This window comes from Vibrio sp. Y58_MX_L22 (genome assembly GCF_024181865.1).
GTDB classification, from domain to species: domain Bacteria; phylum Pseudomonadota; class Gammaproteobacteria; order Enterobacterales; family Vibrionaceae; genus Vibrio; species Vibrio alginolyticus.
This window is the reverse complement of record NZ_JAMZAN010000004.1, coordinates 160,632-185,203: the sequence shown is the minus strand read 5'-3', so window position 1 is coordinate 185,203 and position 24,572 is coordinate 160,632. Positions and strand designations below refer to the sequence as shown.

Annotated in this window: 19 protein-coding genes; 11 read left to right on the top strand and 8 right to left on the bottom strand. The window is 45.2% G+C overall.

Going from position 1 to position 24,572, the window contains the following annotated elements; all coding sequences use genetic code 11:
* Window positions 1-124: 124 nt before the first annotated feature.
* On the top strand, window positions 125-1,036 hold the full coding sequence (gene metR, locus NL626_RS11345; protein ID WP_065274681.1) for an HTH-type transcriptional regulator MetR: 912 nt from the start codon (window positions 125-127) through the stop codon (window positions 1,034-1,036).
* A gap of 21 nt (window positions 1,037-1,057) precedes the next feature.
* Here the strand turns inward: metR and NL626_RS11340 are convergent, their stop codons facing one another.
* From NL626_RS11340 to NL626_RS11330, 3 genes are all read right to left on the bottom strand, one after another.
* Complete coding sequence (locus tag NL626_RS11340; RefSeq protein ID WP_005376762.1) at window positions 1,058-1,258, bottom strand: DUF4250 domain-containing protein; 201 nt, start codon at window positions 1,256-1,258, stop codon at window positions 1,058-1,060.
* Window positions 1,259-1,410: 152 nt separating this feature from the next.
* The gene (locus tag NL626_RS11335) at window positions 1,411-2,121 is read right to left on the bottom strand and encodes a hypothetical protein (RefSeq protein ID WP_005389354.1); all 711 of its coding nucleotides are present in this window, start codon (window positions 2,119-2,121) and stop codon (window positions 1,411-1,413) included.
* Between the two features lie 86 nt (window positions 2,122-2,207).
* Window positions 2,208-4,664, bottom strand: a complete 2,457-nt coding sequence (locus NL626_RS11330; protein WP_151514980.1) for an EAL domain-containing protein — start codon at window positions 4,662-4,664, stop codon at window positions 2,208-2,210.
* 425 nt (window positions 4,665-5,089) lie between these two features.
* On the opposite strand from NL626_RS11330, the gene NL626_RS11325 reads away from it, so the two are divergent.
* From NL626_RS11325 to NL626_RS11305, 5 genes are all read left to right on the top strand, one after another.
* Window positions 5,090-7,423 carry a YgiQ family radical SAM protein gene (locus NL626_RS11325; protein ID WP_132936814.1) on the top strand — a complete coding sequence of 778 codons (2,334 nt, stop codon included), beginning with the start codon at window positions 5,090-5,092 and terminating at the stop codon, window positions 7,421-7,423.
* A gap of 262 nt (window positions 7,424-7,685) precedes the next feature.
* Window positions 7,686-11,195 (top strand): T6SS effector BTH_I2691 family protein, encoded by a 3,510-nt coding sequence (locus NL626_RS11320; protein WP_182016744.1) that lies wholly within the window; start codon window positions 7,686-7,688, stop codon window positions 11,193-11,195.
* Between the two features lie 3 nt (window positions 11,196-11,198).
* Window positions 11,199-12,152 carry a hypothetical protein gene (locus NL626_RS11315; RefSeq protein WP_182016746.1) on the top strand — a complete coding sequence of 318 codons (954 nt, stop codon included), beginning with the start codon at window positions 11,199-11,201 and terminating at the stop codon, window positions 12,150-12,152.
* Window positions 12,153-12,271: 119 nt separating this feature from the next.
* Window positions 12,272-12,736, top strand: coding sequence for a DUF2079 domain-containing protein (locus NL626_RS11310; protein WP_182016748.1), 465 nt, complete (start codon window positions 12,272-12,274; stop codon window positions 12,734-12,736).
* Between the two features lie 3 nt (window positions 12,737-12,739).
* Complete coding sequence (locus NL626_RS11305; protein ID WP_239938492.1) at window positions 12,740-13,684, top strand: hypothetical protein; 945 nt, start codon at window positions 12,740-12,742, stop codon at window positions 13,682-13,684.
* A gap of 133 nt (window positions 13,685-13,817) precedes the next feature.
* Here NL626_RS11305 and NL626_RS11300 read toward each other — a convergent pair whose 3' ends face one another.
* Genes NL626_RS11300 through NL626_RS11290 form a run of 3 tightly spaced genes read right to left on the bottom strand, consistent with a single transcriptional unit; the run spans window position 13,818 to window position 16,688 of the window.
* Window positions 13,818-14,234, bottom strand: coding sequence for a GtrA family protein (locus tag NL626_RS11300; RefSeq protein ID WP_238843769.1), 417 nt, complete (start codon window positions 14,232-14,234; stop codon window positions 13,818-13,820).
* 4 nt (window positions 14,235-14,238) lie between these two features.
* Window positions 14,239-15,645, bottom strand: coding sequence for a glycosyltransferase family 39 protein (locus NL626_RS11295; protein WP_253657359.1), 1,407 nt, complete (start codon window positions 15,643-15,645; stop codon window positions 14,239-14,241).
* 2 nt (window positions 15,646-15,647) lie between these two features.
* Window positions 15,648-16,688: a glycosyltransferase family 2 protein gene (locus NL626_RS11290; protein ID WP_020197904.1), complete on the bottom strand. Its 1,041-nt coding sequence runs from the start codon at window positions 16,686-16,688 to the stop codon at window positions 15,648-15,650.
* Between the two features lie 152 nt (window positions 16,689-16,840).
* On the opposite strand from NL626_RS11290, the gene NL626_RS11285 reads away from it, so the two are divergent.
* The 3 genes from NL626_RS11285 (at window position 16,841) to NL626_RS11275 (ending at window position 19,805) form a co-directional block, all read left to right on the top strand.
* The gene (locus NL626_RS11285; protein ID WP_005389368.1) at window positions 16,841-17,518 is read left to right on the top strand and encodes a response regulator transcription factor; all 678 of its coding nucleotides are present in this window, start codon (window positions 16,841-16,843) and stop codon (window positions 17,516-17,518) included.
* On the top strand, window positions 17,515-18,801 hold the full coding sequence (locus tag NL626_RS11280; RefSeq protein ID WP_213866450.1) for a HAMP domain-containing sensor histidine kinase: 1,287 nt from the start codon (window positions 17,515-17,517) through the stop codon (window positions 18,799-18,801). Before NL626_RS11285 ends, NL626_RS11280 begins: the two co-directional genes overlap by 4 nt.
* Before the next feature lie 107 nt (window positions 18,802-18,908).
* Window positions 18,909-19,805 carry a 1-aminocyclopropane-1-carboxylate deaminase/D-cysteine desulfhydrase gene (locus NL626_RS11275; protein WP_053349647.1) on the top strand — a complete coding sequence of 299 codons (897 nt, stop codon included), beginning with the start codon at window positions 18,909-18,911 and terminating at the stop codon, window positions 19,803-19,805.
* A 39-nt stretch (window positions 19,806-19,844) separates the two neighbouring features.
* Here NL626_RS11275 and NL626_RS11270 read toward each other — a convergent pair whose 3' ends face one another.
* Both NL626_RS11270 and NL626_RS11265 read right to left on the bottom strand, forming a co-directional pair.
* Window positions 19,845-20,387, bottom strand: coding sequence for a hydrolase (locus tag NL626_RS11270; RefSeq protein ID WP_206953374.1), 543 nt, complete (start codon window positions 20,385-20,387; stop codon window positions 19,845-19,847).
* A gap of 149 nt (window positions 20,388-20,536) precedes the next feature.
* Window positions 20,537-21,397: a LysR family transcriptional regulator gene (locus NL626_RS11265; RefSeq protein WP_005494676.1), complete on the bottom strand. Its 861-nt coding sequence runs from the start codon at window positions 21,395-21,397 to the stop codon at window positions 20,537-20,539.
* A gap of 99 nt (window positions 21,398-21,496) precedes the next feature.
* Between NL626_RS11265 and NL626_RS11260 the strand changes: the two genes are divergently transcribed.
* Window positions 21,497-22,561: an HlyD family secretion protein gene (locus tag NL626_RS11260; RefSeq protein ID WP_025625303.1), complete on the top strand. Its 1,065-nt coding sequence runs from the start codon at window positions 21,497-21,499 to the stop codon at window positions 22,559-22,561.
* 9 nt (window positions 22,562-22,570) lie between these two features.
* Window positions 22,571-23,590: a DUF2955 domain-containing protein gene (locus NL626_RS11255; protein ID WP_253657358.1), complete on the top strand. Its 1,020-nt coding sequence runs from the start codon at window positions 22,571-22,573 to the stop codon at window positions 23,588-23,590.
* The last annotated feature ends 982 nt before the right edge of the window (window positions 23,591-24,572 follow it).

Here is a 24,572-nt window from a genome sequence, read left to right as displayed (position 1 = left end):
ACATGATTCGCAAATAAACACAACAAATAGACGTCTAGACGTTTACATATCCATTTTTTGTCGTTAAGTTATTTACACGATTGCTATTCTGTTCATAGCGAGCAACAAAGGATGAAAGGAATTCATGATAGAGCTAAAACATTTGCGGACACTCACTTCGCTTCGAGACACTGGCTCTCTAACGGCAACAGCGACCGCTTTGCATCTCACTCAGTCGGCACTGTCTCATCAGATCAAAGATTTGGAGGCGCGAATTGGAGGGCAACTGTTCCTGAGAAAGACTCGTCCGGTGAAGTTCACTTCAGAGGGAGAAATCCTATTGCGTCTTGCAGAAGATATCCTTCCGAAACTCGCAAGAGCAGAAAATGATTTAGCGAGCTTGAAAGAAGACGTCAATGGCCGATTACATATGGCCATTGAATGTCACTCTTGCTTCCAATGGCTAATGCCTGCACTTAGGGAGTACCAACTTGCTTGGCCTAGCGTAACATTGGACTTTTCCTCTGGTTTTGGCTTTGAACCACTCCCAGCTCTATTGGCAGGCGAACTCGATCTCGTTATTACTTCCGATATCCAACCTCGATCTGAAGTCCACTACGAGCCTCTATTCGACTTTGAAATGCGTTTAATTACCGCAACCAACCACCCATTGGCGGAAAAAGACATTATTGATCCGCAAGATCTCGCAGATCAAACCATGCTCTCTTATCCGGTTCAAAAACAAAGGCTAGACGTCGTAAAACACTTTCTTCAGCCAGCAGGAATAGAACCTGCGAAATGGAAGCAAGCCGACAACACTCTCATGTTAGTTCAGATGGTCTCTGCTGGATTGGGGGTGGCCGCACTACCCAATTGGGCGATTTCTGAATTTTCTCGCCAAGGTCTTATTACCAGTAAACCTTTCGGCCAAGGCTTATGGCGTCGCTTGTTTGCAGCAACGCGTCACTCAGAGAAAGAGAAGCGTTACTTACAAGCTTTTTTCGCAACCGCGAGGCTACAATGTAAAAGCCACCTTGACGGAATCAAGGTGGCTTAAAAGATTTGGATTATGAAAGGCTTAGCGTTGATATGCTTTAAATTGGTTAGTCAATGGATCGTACTGATAACCGAGCATATCAAGCTTGCCGACTACAGACTCTACATCCATCTCATACACTGATACTAACTCGTCAAAACTGTCGCACTCTAAACGTAGCTTTTCGTTGACGATACCTAGCAAAATAGTGCTGTCCAGATTACCTACATTGCTTAAATCCATCGCGACTCTCCTCTTCGACAAGGTATATAAACAAGCGTAGTAGTAATCACGCGAATTTAAAGTGAGTGCGATCTAAAACGTGATCACCTTATACCCAAGCACCAAGAAAGCACTTGGATATAAGCTGTCTAGCTTTGTCTTTAGAATAGAGGTTAAGCCGCGAGAGAGAATAAACCTTGCAGGCTCGTCATCGACGCGAGTGCTAGAAGCAAGGCAACGCTCAGTTGCACCTTTTCTGGTTTCTTATGCGTAAAAATATGCCAACACCACACAATAATTGAAGAAATTAGCATAGCTAAAGACAGCAAGATCGGCTGTGTCGCAGCGTTTAGTGTGGCTTCATTTAACTGGTAAGAAGCAAACAACGTTGCGATGACTAATAGCATTCCAGACACAATGCCCGTAACTGGTAAAATACGGTGAAATGCCTGTAATCTGCTGCGAGCTATCGTAAGCAGCAATTGAGAAAATGACGCCCCAAGGAAAAATATCATTAGCGCCATCGCTATCGATGCTGGCCAGCTTGATTGCTCAAATACTTGAATACTCACATACGCAAAGGCCAAACCATTCGCTAAATGCATCGCCCATAGTGGCCCTTTTTCACGCGTTTTCTTGGTTTGAACCTGAGAATAGAAGTAGAAAATAGCAAACACGATCATAAATGCTTCAATGCGAAGTGACGCAACAGCGAGCCACAATACAGCTACTGCAGGCAACATTTTATGAAGACGTCCTCGCTGACCAGGACAAATATCGCCCTTGATTAGAAGCAAAGTCAGTAGCGCTTGTGCGCCAAATAGCATCGGAGGGAAAGTAACCAGCAATTGTTGAATCATGTTGAATGCACGCTCAAAAGTCATTTTGGGGGGCGATAATATCAAATCAACTATCGCCAAACCACCGAAAGTCGGCCCCCAAATGAGCTAAAACGGTAAGACAATTTTATTCACAGAGAAGCAAGATACTTCAACGCGTCTTCCTGCGTTAAAACTCCACGGTACTCTTCTTTGGTATTACACAATACCCAAGGGAAACGAATGCCGGTTTTAACCAACTCTCGAATAACAGAGACAGGTAAATCCTCATCAACCAACACAAATTCGGTGCTCATTATCTGATTAACAGGACGTTTCCAAATTCTGCTTTCTCGTTCAGTTTCTCGCTCTGTGCCCATCGAGGGCGTTAGGTGTAAATTCACCGTCTCTTTCGTAATTAACCCAACACAACGATTTTCATTGAGAACAACTAAAGGCAAGCTTGGATTCAAATTCATGTACTCCACTGCCAAGGAGAGCGGTTCTCCAGGGTCCATAGACCTGACTTGTTCATGGCTCAAAGATTGCAGCACATCACTTTGCTTAGACTCAATCGCGATGTCAGAGAACAGATGCTCATAACTGTCCGCTTTATCCATCAAATCGACAGGCACGGCAGCAGAAAATAGAAAGCCCTGCATGTAATCGACACCGATTTCTGCCAATACTTGAAGTTCTTGCTTAGATTCCACGCCTTCAGCAACCACTTTTACATTCATTTGCTGTGCAAGCTCGGTGACCATTTTCACAATGTTATAGCTGGTGCTCCCTTTATGAATGTTCTTGATGAATTTTCGGTCTATTTTCAGTAAATCAAACTGCCCTTTTTCTAGATAAGAAAAAGAAGAATACCCAGTACCGAAGTCATCAATCGCGATCTCAATGCCCTCTTTCCGCACTTCCTCTAGAGCTCGAGTATGCTCCTCATCTTGTTCAAAATACGCGGTTTCTGTTAGCTCGATAGTTACTCGCTTAGGGTCTACACCACTGGCTTTAATCAAATCATGCGACCGCTGAAGGATCTGAAGAGAATCCAATTTCGTATTGAGGGAGCGATTGATGGTCACGCCCACTTCCTCGCCATAAATTTCTTGTAAGCGCGGAAAGTGCTTCAACGCAGCTTGGCAGACCACATCATCAAGTGCCGCTATGAGTTCTAGATCTTCAATAATAGCGATCATCTTTTGCGTGCAATACGCATCATTTTCATCATAGAAGCGTGCGAGAGCCTCGAACTTAACCACGCTTCCGGTTTGAACGTCGATAATCGGTTGAAAGTAAACGTCCACTAGCCCACTCTCTATTTGCGCCTCCAAAAACGCCTCGAGATGTTGGCGCTTCACTAATTCAGAGTGAAGTTCACTGTCGTAAAAGTTGAAATAGCTACCTTCACCGGAAATAGAGGACAACATTGCTTGCGCTGCATGTGCTAGCGCTTGTCTTGGTCGGTTCGTATCATAGCCAAGGATTGACACACCAGTTTGGCCTTTAACGATAGTGGCATGCATTTTTGTGCCCATTTCATTTCTAAGCTCATTAAAGAACCCTTTCATGGCAATTTGGATCAAACGAACCGGGCTCAACCATTGACAATGAGGGGTCTGCAAGCATACGACAAACACATCCCGAGATAACTGCCCCGCAATACTGGTGTAGCGACTTCGCATAATAAAATCTGCAAAACCTAATTGCTGTTCAAGCAAGTATCTCTCCGAAAACTTGGGTCTTAGTGTCATAACAATGTTGAGTTCTTTATTTCTGCTTTCATTCGCTAAGGTAGCTAATTGGAGTTCAAATTCTTTCCTCGTCGGTAAAAAGGCAGCCCAATCATGCTGTTGTTCACAACGATTTTTCATCCACAACAACGAAGCAGAAATATCCGTAGAAAATCCGAGATAAAGAATTCGTCCAGAGTGAAACGTAAGTCGGTAAATACAAAGATGATGAGCTTGGTTGCTACCGTTTGCTGTTTTGCTCAGCAAGTTACCACACCAACATCCTTCATCATTAATTTGCTGCCACAGCTGATCATAAAACGCTTGGCTATGGTGAGAGGTACTGAATATATGAGTTTTAAGCCCAACCAGATCTCGGTTTTGATAGCCCATTTGTAACTCAAAGGCACGGTTACAACCTAAGATGCGCGTATCTTCATCGGCAACTAAAACGCCTACATTTGGCAAATCAAAAATCGTTTCGAGGATTTTCGCTAACTCCTCGCAACCAGTGATTGTTAATTGTGGAATGATAGTGCCTTGGATAATGCGCTTATTGAGCCTTTCAAAACTAATAGTAACGTGCACTAAGTTAACGTTTTTTAGCATCATGCAACAAGAAAACCGCCCCCGTCCGCCAAAGAGTTCCACTTCTAGAATTCGTTGTTTTAGCGTTTCTTGTTGCCCCATCAGCATATGATCAAACAAGTTATTTAGGCTGGTTACTGGCGTACTTATCCCAAATGCCTTTGCCATTCCTTGCTGATCACATTCGAACTCGCGAGTATCAATATCGTAAGACCACTCTATAACAGGAGTTAGACTGGAAGTCGTTTGCATTTTTGGATGCACTGTTGTCGTAGATTCACTCATACCCTAGCCCCTTTTTTTGTAATTAGCCCAAGGCTCAAAATTCACAGTCAATTCGCGACATTCCAGTTGGGACCTGCCGATCCTCTTTATAGATGGATTGTGTCAACGATAAGCCTATCGACTTAGAACTATTTCCAGAGCAGCTCAGCCTTTTGCATTTAATATGCACTAATTTGATTATAGGCTTTACCCCATATAAGCACACCATTGCTTATACTTTGTATTAAGATTGCGACATTTTTCATGAACCGATCTATAACCATGAGGCTTTCAAGGTGAAATTAGACAGAAAATCGCCGATAGAGCATTGATATTTTTACAAACCAAATAAAACTCGATGAACTAAGCTGGAATAGATGAGTTTGTTATAGATACCTGATAATCAAATCGCTATAATTCGCGCTCCCTGGAACAGAGAGCAAAATATGACCAATAACATCACTCCTATTCATGAGTACAAAAAATACTGGGCAGAGTGTTTTGGTACGGCACCTTTCTTGCCGACCAGTCGCAAAGAAATGGATGCCCTAGGATGGGATAGCTGTGACATTATCATTGTAACCGGTGACGCTTATGTGGATCACCCAAGCTTTGGTATGGCTATCATTGGCCGCCTGCTAGAAGCACAAGGTTTCCGTGTCGGTATCATTGCTCAACCAGAATGGCAAAATAAAGATGAGTTCATGCAACTTGGTAAGCCAAATCTGTTCTTCGGGATCACTGCGGGTAACATGGACTCCATGATCAACCGTTACACCGCGGATAAAAAGCTTCGTCACGATGACGCGTACACACCGAATAACGAAGGTGGTAAACGCCCAGACCGCGCGACTTTGGTTTACTCTCAGCGTTGTCGTGAGGCATACAAAGAAGTACCTATTGTTTTAGGTGGTATCGAAGCTAGCCTACGCCGTGTGGCGCACTACGATTACTGGTCAGATAAAGTTCGCCGTTCTGTACTGTTTGATGCAAAAGCAGACATCCTACTTTTTGGTAACGCAGAGCGCGCACTTGTCGAAGTAGCACATCGCATCGCAAACGGCGAAGACATCAGCACCATGACCAATATTCGTGGTACTGCCGTGAACTTGCCAGCGGCGCCAGAAGGCTACACGGTTATTGATTCTTCTCGCATTGAAAAACCTCGTAAAGAAGCGTTCGTACCAAAGAACCCATACGAAGTAGAAACTCAGTGTGAAACTAAAAAAGACGAGCCAGTTGCACAACCAATCACGATTCGCCCATCACGCCACGATGCTGCGACGACTGCGGTCCGTTTACCTTCGTTTGAAAAGCTAAGAAACGATCGCATTCTTTATGCGCATGCAAGCCGTGTATTGCATCTAGAAACGAACCCGTACTCTGGTCGAGCGTTACTTCAAAGCCATGGTGATCGTGAACTTTGGGTAAACCAAGCTCCAATTCCATTGACGACCGAAGAGATGGACTTTGTGTTTGGCCTGCCTTACGCGCGTGTCCCTCACCCTATGTACGGGAAAGCAAAAATTCCTGCGTACGACATGATCAAGACGTCTGTGAACATCATGCGTGGTTGCTTTGGTGGCTGTTCTTTCTGTTCGATTACCGAGCATGAAGGTCGAATCATTCAAAACCGTTCGAAAGAGTCTATCATCAACGAGATTGAAGAAATTCGCGACAAAGTTCCGGGCTTTACCGGCACAATTTCCGATCTTGGTGGCCCGACTGCAAACATGTACCGCCTGGGCTGTAAAGATCCAAAAGCGGAAGCGAACTGTCGTCGTCCTTCTTGTGTATTCCCGGGCATCTGTAACAAGCTAAACACAGACCACAAACACACGATCGATTTATACCGCGAAGCGCGTAAAGTTGAAGGCGTGAAGAAAGTGATGGTTGCATCTGGCGTACGTTACGACCTTGCGATTGAATCACCAGAATACGTGAAAGAGCTCGTGACTCACCACGTAGGCGGTTACTTGAAGATTGCACCGGAACATACAGAGAAAGGTCCTCTTGATCTAATGATGAAGCCAGGCATGGGTACGTACGATCGCTTTAAAGAGATGTTCGAGAAATACAGTGCAGAAGCAGGCAAGAAGCAGTACTTAATCCCTTATTTTATCTCTGCGCACCCAGGCACAGAAGACGAAGACATGCTGAACCTTGCTCTGTGGCTGAAAAAGAACAACTTCGAATGTGACCAAGTACAAAACTTCTACCCTTCGCCAATGTGTAACGCAACGTCGATGTACTACTCAGAGACAAACCCTCTGAAACGCGTGAAGTACAAAAAACGTGAAGATGTACCTGTAGCAAAAGGTGAACGTCAACGTCGCCTACATAAAGCGCTGTTGCGTTACCACGATCCAGCAAACTGGCCAATGATCCGTGAAGCCCTAGTCAGTATGGGTAAAAAACATTTGATTGGTGACAAACAAGGCTGTCTCGTTCCTGCAGAAGACATTGAAGCACAAACACCTGCGCAACGTCGTAAATCTGGTCGTCACGGGGCAAACCGCTTTGCAACCAAACATACCAAAAATCAACCAGGCTTCGGTGGTCATTTGAACAAACGCTCTGAAAGCGGTTCAAAAGATGGTAAGCCATCTGGTAACCGTAACGGTTCTGGCAAAGCTACAGGTGGTCAACGCCCTGCAAGCAACGGCCAACGTCCTAGCGGCAACGGTGCAAACCGCCCGGCAGGTAGCAAGCCGCAAGGCCAAGGTCGCCCGCAAGGACAAGGCAAACCAGCTGGTCAACGTAAACCAAAGCGTCGCTAATTATTTAGAGCTTAAATACTAGAAAGGGCTCCAGAGTTAACTCTGGAGCCCTTTTGTTTTGTCGGCTCATTGAGGCATCACTCACAACTCAAACTTTGATTCAATCAATACAAAAAATGGTAAACACCAACCAACTTATTGGAAAAACAAACAATTATTTGATTGAAGCAAAACCATAAAAATCTAACTCATTGATTTTTAATTGCTTTATTTTGGTGCGATATTTGCGTAATAGAATAAAACTCTTAAACATGGGCTAACGATGAATAATCCACTTCCCCCAAAAACTTCTATGTTCTGGTATGACAACAGCTATACCTATGAGGAGGCCGTTCAGGCATTTGAAAGCGATGGTACACTGAAATCGCTGAATATCGTTCCAACCACGGAATCCGATGATCTTGCTGGCTCACCCCCAGAGCGCAGTATGTTTTGGGAGGGAGAAACAAAAAAAATCGATCCGCCACCGCCGTCTGAACCAGAGCCTCTCAATTTAAAAACTGAGAAGGAAGCAACGGAAGCATCACCTGCGCACTTTATCCCAGTCCGCTATGCCATCGATCAGCTAGAAACAGAAGAGACACAACCTTTTGGTTTGCCTGAAGAATGGAAAGGCCAAGGCCCAGCCAAACTCAATACCGTTGGTTACACCCTGCGTCAACTGCGCGACGGTTGGCTGTATGTGTATGATGCAATCAACAAAAGCTTAGACGAATACGAAATCAAAGGAACGCAATTCACGCTCTATAAGTTGGGAGAATCAGAAAGCCCAAAATCAGAGCAGCGTGGGACACCACAAGATGCAAAGCCCTTCCTTACTTACGTCAACGGAAGCGTACTATCAATTTGCTTCTCTGAGCACCGGTGGACATGGCACACGTTCATGCGCGTACTTAACAATCCGAGTAATCATATCGATCGCATGCAAACCATTGTTCTGTCCTCAAACGAGAATCAGCACAACATTGCACCAATAGATAAGTTAACCCAAGTCGCTGATATTGAATCTTCTGCCGTCGATGATGGTCGCTTTGCGGATTCTGGCATCGCCACCAAAGCAGATGAAGATGGTTCTGTCTTTAAACCTGTCGCAGTCGAAAGCGATTTAACCTCTGCGATTCCAGAAGAAGAATCAGGCTACTTCGTCGCGATAAAAGATTACGCCGCAGACATTCAAGATATGTCACTGCATTTTGTTGGTGCCGCAAGCCCTTACCGCCTTTTCACTGACCAGTTTTCAAACCAGTGGAACTTGATGCAGACTGCCATGCAACTGTGTATGTTTGGATCAAGTGACGAGATAGACATGCCAGCTAGCGTTAAGCGTAACGGCGAAGAGCTGTCGTTTTATACCGACATGGCTGACTATTATGACTCCTCTCACCAACTTAATTTGGCAGAGCAGAACAAAAGCTCAGTTCAGTCCGGCTATCCTGCTAAATTTTCCGCTGGAGCGATTGAATCACACCAACATACCCAAAGTGACATTGCTAAAGCGATACAGGACAAATATCGAATTTCTGCGAGCCGTTTTGGTAAATACGAACAATGGATAGCGACTGAACGCTGGCGTCAGCAGCTCAACTGGAAGCAAATGCTGAGCGAGATGCAAGAGCTGTCAGAACAAAAAGAAACCATGCTAGCCCAAGTGGTTTCGGTCAAACGCGACTTTATTGCTGTAATGGAATCTTTGACACCTCATCATCTTGAGAGAACCTTCGACCTATACAGCGAAGACACGCAGTACAGCTTGTATCAACTGCACAAGCAAGCCGTTGAGTCATTTACTCTGGTGATGCAAGAAGAAGACCGACAGTGGGCTGAAAGCCAATGGGAAAAACCAACCAGTTTACTTGCTCTCTATGCCTCAGGGTTTAGTCGTAGTTTATTTAAAGTGATGGAGAAGAATATTACAGAGGCGCTTGATGAACAGTCGATCGTCTCAGACAATCCTGAACCTGATAATCAGTTGATGGACCAGATATCTGATACAAGCAACCGCGTGAATATGTACTCTAAGATCATGGACTTTGTTTCCAACCCAAACACTGCGGAAACGGACTTTCTCAAGGATATCGCCAAAGGTTTCCAAGAGCTGGACATTATCTTTAAATCTGCAATAGGTGCACTTGCAAAAGGAGTTTTAGAGTTTGGCGTTAGCATGACTTCACAAGCATCGATTTTACTGATGCCTGTTTTCGCTAAACCTCTGAACCGTCAGAGCTATTATTTGTTAGCCGTTATTGCAGAGCATATGGCACACAATATGCCGGTGACTGTAAATGAAAGCTACGCTCGCGATTTTAAAAAATGGAAAACACGCGTAAATGATTACCTAAGTGAGCTCAAGAAAAACGATGCGGTCATTGCTGACTTCCAGAAAAACAACCGCAAAGCCGACTCTAAATACACAACAGCTTTAAAAAATAAAAAGAGAATTAAGAAGGCACTCGCTGTAACTACATTGGAGTACCCACAATATATTGAATTACCCGATGATCTACCGCAAAGAACCGTCGAGCTTAGAACTCGGATCGCTATGAATAAGCTCGATGATTTGAATAAACTGTTCGAGAATGCAGGTGGCCTAGGCTTTTTAGCACTAATATTCAACTGCATCGCGCTTGGTGATGCCATGAGTAGTATCCAAGACACGGGGTTAATGTCCTCAGATGAATTTTTGGATATTCAGCAAAAGCTTTTTTATACAGTAAACGCTTGGACGGGAATTCGCACCGGTAAGCTATGGGATAGCGTGAAAGGTGAAGCCCAACTCAGAGCACACTCACGGATAAGGCTTAAAAAGCTAATTGCAGATCAAGCCGATGGTTTCGAGCACCTAATAATAGACGACATAAAAACCTTCAATAAATGGCTTGCAGTTACTGGGATCATAGGTGCACTAGCGTCAGGAATAGAGGCTTATCGTGTTTTAAATAGCATCGATGACCTAGAAAGAGATGCAAGAATCGCTGGGTATTTTAACTTTTCTTCGTTGGTCGGATTAACGGTCGTTGGTGCCTTTCAGGCCATTGGTGGAATAACAGGTATATGGTCGGCAAACGTTCTCTTTGGAGGACCAGTAATGTTTGTCATTATGGGACTCACTGCGGTTTACCTTCTTAGTAATCATATCATGAGTAAACTTAAACAAGACGATTATCAAAAATGGTTAGATAAACTTCCTTGGGGCTATCACCCAGATAAAGCACGTTGGAGTCAATCCTCAAGCTTGGTAAAGAGAGAAAAGCATAATTCTTCTTTAGTACAAGAGGCCCTTTTTGAGTTAAAAACCATAATGGATAAACCTTTAATCTGCCAAACACCAATGATGCGTACCGTTCCGAATTCATCAACACAGTACCCAGCAGCAAAACAAGAATTGTTTGGTATTGAGCTACATATCCAAGTTCCCACCAATAATGCAAGAGATGGCATAAAACTTCGGACAAATACTTCTGTAACAGAGGAGGGACTGATGTCGGGAGCTTGGTACACTGGAGTAAATCTAGAAACGTTGAATAGTTCAACGGATTCCTCAGATTCTCAAAGCGTCTATAAATTAACTTTACCAATGAAAGACTCAGCTAACTATCTAGCATTTGAGATTGAATACATCCTTGATGATAAAAACGAATTAAGCCGTAAGTACTGGTTCCAAAATAATGCAAAACAGCGTGCAACTTATACGGCGATTTCAGACAATACTAAACAAGCAACGATCAGAAGTTCATTAACTTCTGATGCTAGTGAACTTAGCTTACAGGAGTAACCCTTGGCTTATTTACCTTTTTACATCACGCCAGACGAACTTTCGGCCTACCAAGAAGAACAAGAGCAACAAATTCTAAAGGGGAAAGATCTTGCAACCTGGCACAAGCACGATATTGAGGAACCTTTTCGATACTTATATTTATCGATTGCTATAGCCGCAGTTAGCCCATTATTTTTCCTTACCTATTTCCTACATGATAGTAGTGAAATGATCTTAACTTACATTTTATCGGGTCTGACGATAATCATGTCTGGAGTGTCCTATTTGACTTTTGGTTTAGACAATCGCTATGACTACACCTTGTCCGACAACGGCTTAGTGATAAAAAAGCGACGTGATTTACCTAATTGGGTAAACTCAGCAACGCAGGTCATGGGCTGGGTTGGTGCTATAGTTTGTGTAGTAATGGTAGGTATTGCTGGGCCCATGGTTCTTGTCGGTGCTGGAGGGTTTATACTGGTTTCATTTCGTATGCTAAATCGTCAGCCTGACGAACCTACGGAAGTTCGAGTAGCAGAGACAGAAGATTGGCTGTTCGCCTACTACAACAAAAAGCGTAAAGTGATTCGCTTCTACCACAAGTATGACGAGTGTTCTAAATGGAGCCTAGAGAAGCATACCATCTTCAGAGCTCAAACTCGTGGTTATAGCTACATATTCTTTAGGACTGTTCAAGACCTAGATGCAATGCTAGAGACCCTTTCAAACAAATACGACATTGAATGTATTGATTTTCCAGACCATAAAGCGTTTTTTGAAGGAAGACCTGAACCTCGAATTGAAGATATCCCTTCTCGCAGCCTTGAATTTCCGGTAGCCGATACCTTTGACCTGAGAGCTAAAAACGCCCCACTTCCTGAATGGCGACGTATTTACAACGGCAAGTGGCAAACGGAATCTGAAATCGAACGCTTAAAAGCGGCAGGTGAACAGCAAGCTACTTCCGTTTTATAGTTCACAACAAGCACTAAAAAAAGGGCTCCAGGTATCAACCTGCCCCCGTACCTTATGTTTTTGAGAATGCAAAAACATAAGGTACACAAACCAAGCCTAAACTTCTGGTTAGTCAATTTATGTATTTAAGTGGTTTATTGCTCCTTGCTGGCTTAACGAGCTTCTGTTTTTACTTTGGATATCAAAAAATCTCAGCGCTAACTTCCCAAATTGGAGACGTTGCGGTTTACTCAAGGTTTGACTTAGCGATGATTCCATTTGGCTTCGTATTACTTGGAGGGTTAATCAGTGCTTTGTTTTTTGCATTTAAAAAGAAACGCTGGGATCAAGTATATGGAAATGGCTTACAATATTTGATCTTAGGTTCTCTTGCTGTTTCTATCGTATTGACTCTAATTACCCCTTGGATTTATCAAACACGATATGACAATGCTGGACTGAAAGAGTGCTCTCGTTCCCCCGAAGGCTACCTACCATTCTTCGCAACTAAGTTTGCTAGAGAAGAATCTCTTTGCATCACACCAAAAACATTACAGCAACTAGAAGACTCGGATAATCTTTATCCACTTATAAATAAGGATTAGTTCTTGGCATATTCACCATTTTATATCACCCCAAAAGAATTGGCAGTTTATCAAGAGGCGCAAGAGCAAGAAATACTCGCAGGCGATAATGTCAGAACATGGCACAAGTATGATGTAGAGGAACCATTTCGCTATTACTTTAAACTTTTTGCGCTTCCATTTGTGATCGCTCCATTCCTATTAACTTTGTTTATACACACGAGTGACACGGTTGACGTAACTATTTTTTCTTTTATTTTGTCGGTGATGGTGTCTGGAGCCTTTTACCTTACGATTGGCCTCGACTATCGCTATGACTATATTTTTTCTGACAAAGGCTTTGTGATGAAGAAACGTCGCAACATGCCTAACTGGGTGAATACCGCCACGCAAGCCGTTGGCTGGATAGGTGCTGTGGTGTGTGTGGTGATGGTTGCGGTGGTTGGCCCGATGGCGTTAGCAGGCGCTGGTGCTTTTATATTAGTATCCTTTAAAATGCTTAAACGTCAGCCTGATGAACCAACAGAAGTGAGGGTCGGAGAACGTGAAGACTGGCTCTTTGCTGATTACAATAAGAAAAGGAAAGTAATTAAGTTCTTTTTTAAGTATGACAGGTGCGAATACCAAGATACTGCTCAGGAGATTACTTTTCGCTCACAGGGACGATTTTATTGTTACATTTTCTTTAAAAATGAAGCGGAATTAGAATCCATGGTCACGCAACTGTCAGAGGTCTACAAACTGGATTGTAAAGAGGTCAATGATCATAAAAAGCTGTTTGAAGCGAAGCCTGAACCTAGACTTTTTACGACTCCCGCTTATTATCGAGAATACCCTACCAATGAAGTGTTTGATTTAAGGGATGCGAAAGCGCCACTCCCAGAGTGTAAGTATCTTTACAACGGCAAGTGGCAAACCGAGTTTGAAATCGAACAATCAAAATCTGAACTAACGGCAGCCAAGGTATAAACCTTGGCTTATTTACCTTTTTACATACCCCATGAAAAGCTTTAGGTTTACTCTGATGTACAAAAAGAAAAATTGGTTCAAATAACGAATTTTTAACTCGAGGATAGGATAGTAAGCCCGAACCTTTCTATCCTCAACTAAACACCCATTTTGCACTGAGCAAATAATTACTCACCATGCCTGCCAATATGCCTAAGATCAAAGCCAAATAGACCATCACCCCTTGCGTTCCTAGCGCGAGCGTTACGCCTTTGAACACAATAAAGTTCGGCAAAGCACTGATAAAGACACTCGCCATAAATTTTTGCCATTGAGCGAAAGGGTTGGTTTTTTCTGCTTGATAGAAAGTCAGCCAGCGATTGCCAAGCCACGTCGTGGTTGCCGCAAACAAAAATGCTATCCCACGAGCCAGCATCAACTCCAGACCAAACCAATGGAACAACACAGAAAAGATAAGGGTGTCGACCATAAAGCCGACACCTCCTACCAGAGCAAACCTTGTTAACGAAGCAAACCTTTCTAACGAAGCAAGTTGTATTAATTTGCACATTCCGTTATCCAACCACACAGGTGTAGAGTGAGCGTTTCGATTTTGCTGTGAACTCGTTGGTACAGCTCAACGCATTTTCATGAATCATGCTATCCACTTGCTGCGATTTACCAATCAGGTGGAATTTCTTCAGATTGTTTAAGTCATTCTTATCTTCAAGCTTTTTCGCCTGACCATGACTATAGAACTGGCCTGAGAACGGGCGCTTACCAATATAAAAGACCGGAGCGTTGTCATTAATTTGCGCGAAGATGATGCGGTCGCTGCGACTATCTGCTTTGCCCATATTCAAAACCAACATCGCAATCATAAGCAGGGCTGGCAACACCGCCGCCGTTCCGGTCAACCATTTGAAATCGTGTTTATCCACCAGCATCGCAATCAAGATACCCAACGCAGGCACACCCGGTAGTACGTAAGCAGGCAAAATATTCCCAGCCATGGTGAACAAGATCATTGGAGAAATCAGCCAACACATCAGGAAGCTAAATAAACCTTGATGATCGGTTTCAATGGCTTTGAGTACTTTACGACGTTTCCACGCCAAGATAGGCAATACTATTGACCAAGGTGCAGCCGATTGCAGCCAGAATACCCAGATCATCCCACGTGGTTGATCATGAGCGGAGCCATACAGATCCCCTTCCCAACCGCTGACAACAAAACGCTTAAAGTGCTCGCCAACAATGAAGTAATCAATAAATCCAGGCGTCGCCATTTCTGCCATGATGTACCAAGGCAGAGCAATCGCCAGCATGAGCACCAACCCCGATACAATTGGAAAACGCTGCCACAGGGCTTTGAAGGCACCAAAGAAACCATGCTGAATCACAAGCCAAGGAAACACTGCGATGCCCATGATCACGATCGCCACTGGGCCTTTTGCTAACAGCCCGCAAGCCAAGCCAAAGAAACCGAGGTAACCCCACAATCGGCTGTGTTTGTCTTTGCCGAGCCAGCAATAGTAAAAACCGACCATCGCCATCGTCATTGCCAACGTCAGTGCCATGTCTGTCATCACTGCACCCGCCGCAATTGAAAAGATGCCACACGTCGCCAATACCGACGCTGCGATGACTGCATTAAAGCCAGCGCGATGCGCCATGGCTGCAACAAAAATAATAGTCGCGACACCCGCCAACCAATGAGGCGCGCGCACTGCGAATTCATTCAATCCAAACAACTCAATGCCATAAGCACTCATCCACGTGAACAGGGGTGGTTTCCCCCAAAAAGGCACGCCGTAATCAAACTGTGGGGTAAGCCAATTGCCTGTTTCCACCATTAAGCGCGCCATTTCGCCGTAGCGGGCTTCCGTGGTGTCCATCAAAGGGTAAGCGGCAAGTGAAATAAGACGGAGTAAAAGAGCAAACGCCAACAACAACCACAGATGGGTTTTATTAATACTCATGATTACGCGGTTTCTCCCAGTTTAAACTTCATGGTTTGGATGGATTGATGTTTTGCAGGCTGCTCGTAAACAGACTGAACAAGATAAAGAGGACGTTGCTTGGTCTCGACAAAAATGCGGCCAATGTATTCGCCCAAAAGGCCAATCGACAGCAGTTGCACACCGCCCAAGGCAAGTTGGACGACCATCATGGATGGGTAGCCAGTGACAGGCTCACCAAACACAACAGTTTTCATCACTATGAATGCGCCATAGATAAAGGCACTGAACGCCACTAACGCACCGGCAAGTGTCGCTAAACGCAAAGGACGAATGGAAAACGAGGTAATGCCGTCCATTGCAAGGCCAATCAGCTTGAGGTAGTTCCATTTGGTTTCACCACAGAAACGAGCGTCACGCTCAAACTGAACCGTCACTTGCTTGAAACCCGGCCAAGAGAAAATGCCTTTCATGTATCGGTTACGCTCTGGCAACGCATTGATGTGTTTAACCACTTTTGCGCTCAGTAGACGGAAATCGCCCACGTTCTCCGGTACATCCAATTTCGCCATGCTATTCAGCACTTTGTAAAAGCAAGCGGCCGAGAAGCGTTTGAACCAGGTTTCACCGTGGCGTTCGCTGCGCTGCATGTTCACTACGTCATACCCTTCACGCCATTTTGATACCATTTGCGGGATCAACTCAGGCGGGTCTTGCAAGTCAGCATCAATCACGATCACCGCTTCACCTTGGCAGTGTTCTAGACCTGCACTCATGGCGGACTCTTTGCCGAAGTTACGGCTTAATGCAATACAACGAACGTCGCTAGAAGATTGAGAAAAGTTTTGCGCGATCATTAGGCTGTCATCTTTGCTACCGTCGTCCACATAGACGATTTCGCAGCGTTCTGGCATTTCATCCAAAACGGCGGCTAAACGACGATGAAATTCAGGCAAGACTTCTTGCTCGTTAAAGAATGGCACCACAACAGACAAAACTGTTTTAGGCTCAGTGTGTTGGCTCACCTTTGAAAAGGTTGCAGCGTGAATGTTGAAGGTTGACATGCTACTCTTCCACTAAATCCGATGAATGAATCCAGTCTACAAACATCAATGTGAAAGAGATGTTGTTGACATCTTTTTCACGTTCTTAGTGAATAATGTTCGGTTAAGACGAAGTCTTATTTTCGAAAACCTGCCCACTTGGAGAGAAATACATGAAACGCGTACTTTTAGTCGAAGATAATCGAGAAATCGCAGGCATGCTGTTCGATTATTTTGAGTGTGCAGGTATGGAGCTCGATTATGCAGACAACGGCGAGCTCGGCTTGAAACTGGCGATGGAAAACACCTTCGACATCATCTTGCTCGACCTCATGCTGCCACGCATGGATGGCCTGACCATGTGTAATAAACTTCGCGATGCGGGCAACAACACACCAGTGCTTATGCTGACGGCTCTCGATAGCCGCGACGATATGCTCAAAGGCTTCCAACACGGTGCGGATGACTATCTGACCAAACCTTTCGACTTGGATATTCTAGAAGCGCGTATGATGGCGCTGATCCGACGTTACCGTGGTACTGTCGCGTCGAGTAAGTTGGAATACGGTGAAGTGTCTATCGACCAAAAAACGCGTAAAGCTTACCGCCAAGATAAACTGTTGGCGCTAAACCCAACCACTTACACCATTCTGGAAATGCTTGTGAAAAGCGCGCCAGACGTAGTAACACGTGAAGAAATCGCCTTCCAACTATGGCAAGAGAACGAGCCGAACAACGACGTTCTGCGCAGCCACATTTACCAACTTCGCAACCAACTTGATAAGCCATTTGAACAACATGTGCTGATCACCGTGCCCAAAGTTGGCTTCCGCTTGGAGACAGGTGCATGATCAATCGCTTACTTGCTAGCACGCAAAGCACACAAAGTATGACAGGGCGGCTCGCTCTGTTTTTCTCTTTTGTGTCTGTCGTGATTGGCATCTTCTGCTTTTTGTTGATTACCGGCTCCCTGCTTTGGTCTGAAGACCGCGTGGGCGAGCGTCGTATTATGGTCGACAAAAAAGAAGCGATTGAACATTTCCAGTCCCACCCAGAGCAAGGCAGTATTCAGCTTGACCTGCTCACCACTGCCTACAACGACATCTCATTGGTTGCCGAGCGCTACCAAAAATACCTGATTGGTCAAAAGCACTTTCTTGATGAAGTAGAAGACGGTGAATACTCGCGCATGGTTTACATGAGCACTTACACCTATAAAGGCGTTGAGCATCCCGTGATTCTGGTTTCCTTGATTGATGAAATCGAGATCACCTCAGAGGAATTCATTCTCGTCGTCGCTATGGTGTTGTCCATTGTCGCCGTGCTGGTGTTCCTATTTGGTAGTCTGCTGCTGCGTTTGTCACAGCGCTTAATTGAACCCGTCAATGCGCTCAAAACTCAACTCGACCATCATCAAGGCGATGCTACGCAGACTTTTAGTGTGCCAGAAGGTTCAGCCAAAGAGTTCCAAACCCTCGCGGATGAGTTGAATGAGTACCGCCACAAAATCAACCAAGTCATCAAGCGCGAGCAAGCCTTTGCACGATACGCGAGTCATGAACTGCGTACACCGTTAACCGTGATGAAAGGCTCAAGCAGCTTACTGGCGAGAAGTGCGAACACGGATTTCCAAACCCGCCAAGTGCACCGAATTCAGGATGCAACGCAGCAAATGTCGACTATGGTGGATGCCCTACTCGGCTTAGTACGTTACGAGCGTAATGCAGATGATTCACCAGTGCGCAGCATCACCGAAGAAGAACTCAACCAAATCATCTTCCAAAGCCAAGCTCAGGCGGATGAGAAAGCACTCAGCTTTGATGTACAGATCGACGGCAACCCTAGAACGCGCGCGACCAATGCCGTGTTGACCATTATTCTTGGCAACCTGATTCGCAACGGCATCGCTGCGACACCTTCGGGATCAATTCATATCAATATGGATGAAAACACCATCTCGGTGCGCGATGAAGGTGAAGGCTTTTCGACCATTCCACATTCTGATGGGCACGGATTAGGTTTGATGATTGTGGACGATTTGTGCCAACGCTATGGCTGGCAATTTAAGATTGGTACACATCCAGAAGGTGGTTGTGAGGCAGTAATTGATCTTGCGTCAGAGCATCAGGAATAACCGAAATGGATGTACTGAAACCCAGACTTTTTATCTGGGTTTAATGGCGTTACACTACGCGCCCTTTTTAACGGCAAGGTCGCGTGGTTGGACACGTCAGCAGTCACATGAAACTCTCTGAAAGCCCGATAACTCAACACAACTTCAACGGTCATACGTTTTTTCTTAAGCGTGATGACATGCTGCATTCTCACTTTTCTGGGAACAAAGCACGTAAGTTTATGGCGTTGATGGAAACGCAAAACAGCGACATCAAAACCCTCATCAGTTACGGCTCTGCTCAATCCAACGCGATGTATTCGCTAGCGGCTCTCGCCCAGATTAAAGGTTGGGCATTTGAGTTTTATGTTCATCACATTCCATCTTGGCTAAAAAGCTCCCCCATCGGAAACTATCGCGGCGCTCTCGATTTGGGTATGAAAATCACCGCCATGCAAGACATCGGTAGCGAACTCCACCCTAGTGAATACATCCACCAGGTACGAAGATTAGATGAGTCGACATTGCTTATTCCAGAGGGTGGACGTTCCCACCTCGCTGAAGCTGGCATCAAACAGTTAGCACGAGAAATTCTTGATTGGACGCGATTGAGAGGTAAAGAACAGTTTACCGTCGCCCTGCCATCAGGCACTGGCACGACCGCTTTATATCTTCATAAACATTTAAGCCCACACGGCATAGAAGTGCTAACTTGCCCTTGCGTAGGCGATGCAGATTACTTAACTGAGCAGTTCAACCAGCTCTGTGAAAACAGCCACCCAACCATTTTAACCATCCGCAACAAACACCATTTTGGTCGCTTGTACGAAGAAGATTACATCACATGGAAAGCACTCTTTGAGCAAACCGACCTCGAATTTGACCTGTTATACGACCCGTATATGTGGCAATGCCTAACACCTTGGTTCGAAGAGAACACAGATAAAACGGTGATTTACATTCACCAAGGTGGGTTACTTGGCAACGAGTCGATGTTACCAAGATATCAACGAGAATTTGAATAGCGTGTTCAAATAAAGTTGTTGCTGATTACAGTGATTCCACTATTTGATGAGCGCCAGAATTTCTTTGAATTCAGGTACTCGGCAATCTTCGACCATTTCATACAAACACATTTCTAACCCAGTGAGCACCACACCGTTTGCGGTTAACTTCGCAAGAGCGAGCGCTTTATTGGCAGCGGTTCGGGAAGATACACAATCTGTGACTAATTCAACGCGATAACCGGACTGACGCAGAGAAACCGCGGTTTGATAGACGCAAATGTGGGATTCAATACCGCAAACCAACCAGGTATCAACTTTCGCATTCTCCACCGCGACCTTAAACGTCGCCTCTTTGCAACCATCAAACGTGTACTTGGTAATAGGTAAATGCGTGCTTTCAAGCACTTCACGAATCGGCTCCGCGGTTGGGCCCAACCTTTCTGGATTCTGTTCTAGCCACAGAATAGGCAAATCTAGTGCTTTGGCCCCCTTTACCAGTTTCGTGATATTTTCAATCAGTGCGTCGCTTTCATGCATTAATGTAGCGAGTTTGCCCTGAACATCCACCACAATCAGGCCCGTGTTTCCTTTCGATAACATTTCCATCTCCTATCTTGTGCGACCACAAAACATACTCAACAAGTTGAACAACAGTTAATGTATCAGAACCCTTTCATGTTAAGCAATAAAACCTAGAAAGATGACCTTCGCTCACACATTTGCCCTTAGGTAAGGGTGGTTTGAACTGACTATTTAAATTTCTCTCGAATTAGCTCAATCAAGGCTTTGACTTTATTGGGCAGAAATAAGGCCGAGGGATAAATCAGAGTAAGATGCTGCTTCGGATGCGCAAATTGAGGCAGCACCTCGACCAACAAACCATCTCGCAATGCAGGCTTGGAATGAATTTGTGGAATAAACGCGATGCCGTTTCCTGCTATCGCCATCGAGCGCAGCAAGTTGAGGTCGTCCGAGCGCAACGCCACATGCAGATCTGAATCGAGCAAATCAGCATTGTAACGATTAGTTAAAAGGCGATGCTGCTTAAGATCTTCCACCGTTTTTACTGGCGGATGCGATTCTAGATAGGCTTTTGACGCAACAAAGTGACTACGATAAGGCAAAAGACTGAACTGCACATAGCTGTCATCGGTGACTTTGACCACGCTCGGAAGAAGCTGCAAATCAAACGATTGACGCTTGAGATCGACACTCTCTTGATGGTTTTCAATCTCGACCGAAATATCCGGATACCGCGTTGTGTACTCGGTGATGATCGCGTTAAACGCGGCAGAGCTCATCAATGCGGAAGGAATGGCTAAACGCACCTTGCCCGTCAGCTCTTGTTGATATTCGTGCATGGCATTTAAACCTTGCTGAATATGGTCAATAGGCTGCCCCACCAACTCAAACAAGCGTTTCCCGTGCTCCGTCAACTCAATGCTGCGTGTTGTGCGGATCAAAAGCTGTACCCCGAGCGATTTCTCTAATTCTTGCAGGCGACGACTCACTTTTGAGCGTTGTAGTTGATTCGCCTCTGCCGCTGCACTTATACCGCCGTGAACCACCGTCTGAGTGAATAGGTAAATATCATCAAAACTAACGTTCATTGTCCTATTTTTAGGTCATTTATGTTCGTATTATCATTCTACTGAATTGTGAGTGACTTCTCTATAATCCGCTATCCAATATGTTTAACGGAACTTGTAATGACGGCTGACCAAAAATTCAAACACTGGATGCGAACTTTGATTGTCCTGTTCATCGTACTATTTTTGTACATTATCATTGCTGACCGCCACGCCCCCTTAACGACCGAAGGACGAGTGCAAGGATACGTTGTCCAAGTCGCACCCGAGGTATCTGGTAAAGTGACCGACGTTCTCATCGAGAATAACCAGTCCGTTCAAAAAGGCGATGTGTTGTTTACGATTGATGATCGTAAATACAAGATAGCGCTTGAACAGGCGGAGCTGTCTCTGCAATCCGCCTATGAAAAAGAAGCAACACTGTATTCTCAACGCGAAGCCGCTCTTGCCAATATTGCCCGCGCACGAGCGACATTTGATAATGCACACCGCGAGTACAACCGCTTACTGACACTATCGAAGCAGAAAGTCATCTCTCAATCGACACTCGATAATGCCTTTGCCCAAAATCAGGTATCACGTGCAGCGCTTAAAGCGGAACGACAAAACTTAAAAGTCATTGAGGCGCAATTAGGCGACCAAAAAGGTCAAAGCACCGCCGTTCGAATTGCCAAAAACGGCATCGAAAAGGCGCAACTTGATTTGGCAAATACCGCGGTACTCGCTCCCAGTGATGGTGTCGTGACCAACCTGCAACTAGAAGTTGGCACGATGGCAAACACCAACATGCCATTGCTGACGTTTGTACCAACAGGATCACTCTGGGTAGCCGCTGATTTTCGTGAAAAGTCCGTCGCGAACGTAGACAAGACTTTCCACGCCTTGGTCACATTTGATGCCAACCCAGGTTCGGTGTACGACTTTGATTTAGCTAGCCGCGATTACGGTGTAGCAGCCGCACAACAAACGCCTAATGGCGCACTGACCAAAGTGGAAGTGAACAACCGCTGGGTACGTGATGCGCAGCGTACACGAGTGAACCTAACCAGCAGCGAAGAGTTACCACCAGCACTGTTTGTCGGCTCTCGCGCTACCATTGTTTTGTACCCAGACAACAGCATTTTCTGGCAGTTGATGGCGCAAGCACAGATTCACCTCGCAAGCTGGTTCCACTTCATTTACTAGGCGGCGACAATGAAAACCTTACGAATTTGGTTCGGCTGCTCTTTAGGGCTCGCGCTAAGCATGATCTTCGGTTGGTCTTACGGATTTTTTGCCATCATGATGCCACTGTTTATATTGGGCAGAATGGACAACTTTAATATTTCGGCTTTATTGATCGTGTTTTTCTCTGCGGTGTGGACAACCATACAAGCCACATTTTTGCTGGAATACTTGCAGTTTCATCCAACATTAATGACCGTTGCCGTCGGAATCATGATGCTGTTCAAGTGCATTGCAATGATGAACCAGAAAACCTATTTGTTTGGTTACATGGGGCTGTTGGTGGGTTCAATTGTGTTGAATTTTGCCAGCTATAACTTCATGGATATTGAAGAGTTCAATGTCAACATGTGGGTGATGGCGTTCAGCAATATTTTTGTTTGCGCATTCGCGTATTGGTTGTTCCCGGAGCCAAAATCCCCCGCCGAGCACATTGAGATGTCGACCCCAGTGAAAAGCGATATTGACTACATCAGCCAAGTTGCTATGGGTTGGTTAGTGGCGATGGCGGCGTTTATCGTATTCCAAGTAGCGGACTTATATGACTCGTTATCCGCACAAGCTTCCATTTTGATCATCCTAACCCCAATGACTTTAGCCGGCTCGCTCGCCATGGCAAAAATTCGCATCATCGGCACCGCACTAGGCTGCATCGCAGGGATGGCTGTTCAGCTGATATTGGGCAGTTGGTATGGGCATGGGCTACTCTTTTGGCTCGCCTTTACCATTGCAATGGGGCCATTCTGCTTGTGGCTCACAAAGGGGCAAATTAAAGCGGCTATCGCGTTTTCTGCCATGTCTGCCCTATCGGTTCCGCTGACGACTTCATTGGTGCCAGAACAAAAAGACGCGTTCTTTTCGATCTTGTACCGTTTCAGCTCGATTTTCGTTGCTGTTCTGCTCACCGCGATGGTGATGTGGGTGGTGCATCACTGGATTCGTGTGATATTGCTAAAGCATCCTGAGATGAAGAACGTGGAGTTGAATTAAATCTGGCCGAGGCTGGAAACGGGAAATGTATGCCGCTCACTTTACTGTGAGCGGCATTTTTATTTAAAACGGTCACCCTGAACATCGAGGAACGAGCGTGGTTCAGGCTCGACTCACCGAGTGCTGTGAAGTTCTAAGGTTATCGCCATTTTCCAGTGAGTTGTTAGTAGATTCCTAGTCTCATCTAGACTCGCTGGAATGACCCAAGTTTGAATACAAGCCAAATAATTGGGTATGTGAGTAACGTATCTTCCAACATCCATCATCCTGAACAGCGAGGGACGAGCGTGATTCAGGAGCTACCCATCGAGTGCTTTGAAGTGCGAAAGTTATCGTCATTTCCTAGCGAGCAGTAACCCGATTCCTAGTCTCACTTAAACTCGCTGGAATGACGTTATCTTGAAACTGCTCTAATATCTAGGGGTGTGGCGAGCAATATATCTTCCAACATCCGTCATCCTGAACAGCGAGGGACGAAGTGATTCAGAATCTACTAATCACGTGCGTTGAAGTGCGAAAGTTCTCGTCATTTACCAGCGAGCTGTTATCAGATTCCTAGTCTCGTTTAAACTCGCTGGAATGACGCTATCTTGAAACTGCTCTAATAACTAGGGTTGTGGCGAGCAATATACTTCCAACATCCGTCATCCTGAACAACGAGGGACGAGGTGATTCATGAGCTACCCACCGAGTGCTTTGAAGTGCGAAAGTTATCGTCATTTCCTAGCGAGCTGTAATCAGATTCCTAGTCTCGTCTAGACTCGCTGGAATGACCCTATCTTGGAGCTGCTCAAATATCGGTTTTGTGGCGAGCGATGTATCTTCCAACATCCATCATCCTGAACAGCGAGGGACGAGGTGATTCAGGAGCTACCCACCGAGTGCTTTGAGGTTCGTAGACTATCGCTATTTCCCAGCGAGTTGTAATCAGATTCCTAGTCTCGTCTAGACTCGCTGGAATAACCCAAATTTGAATACAAGC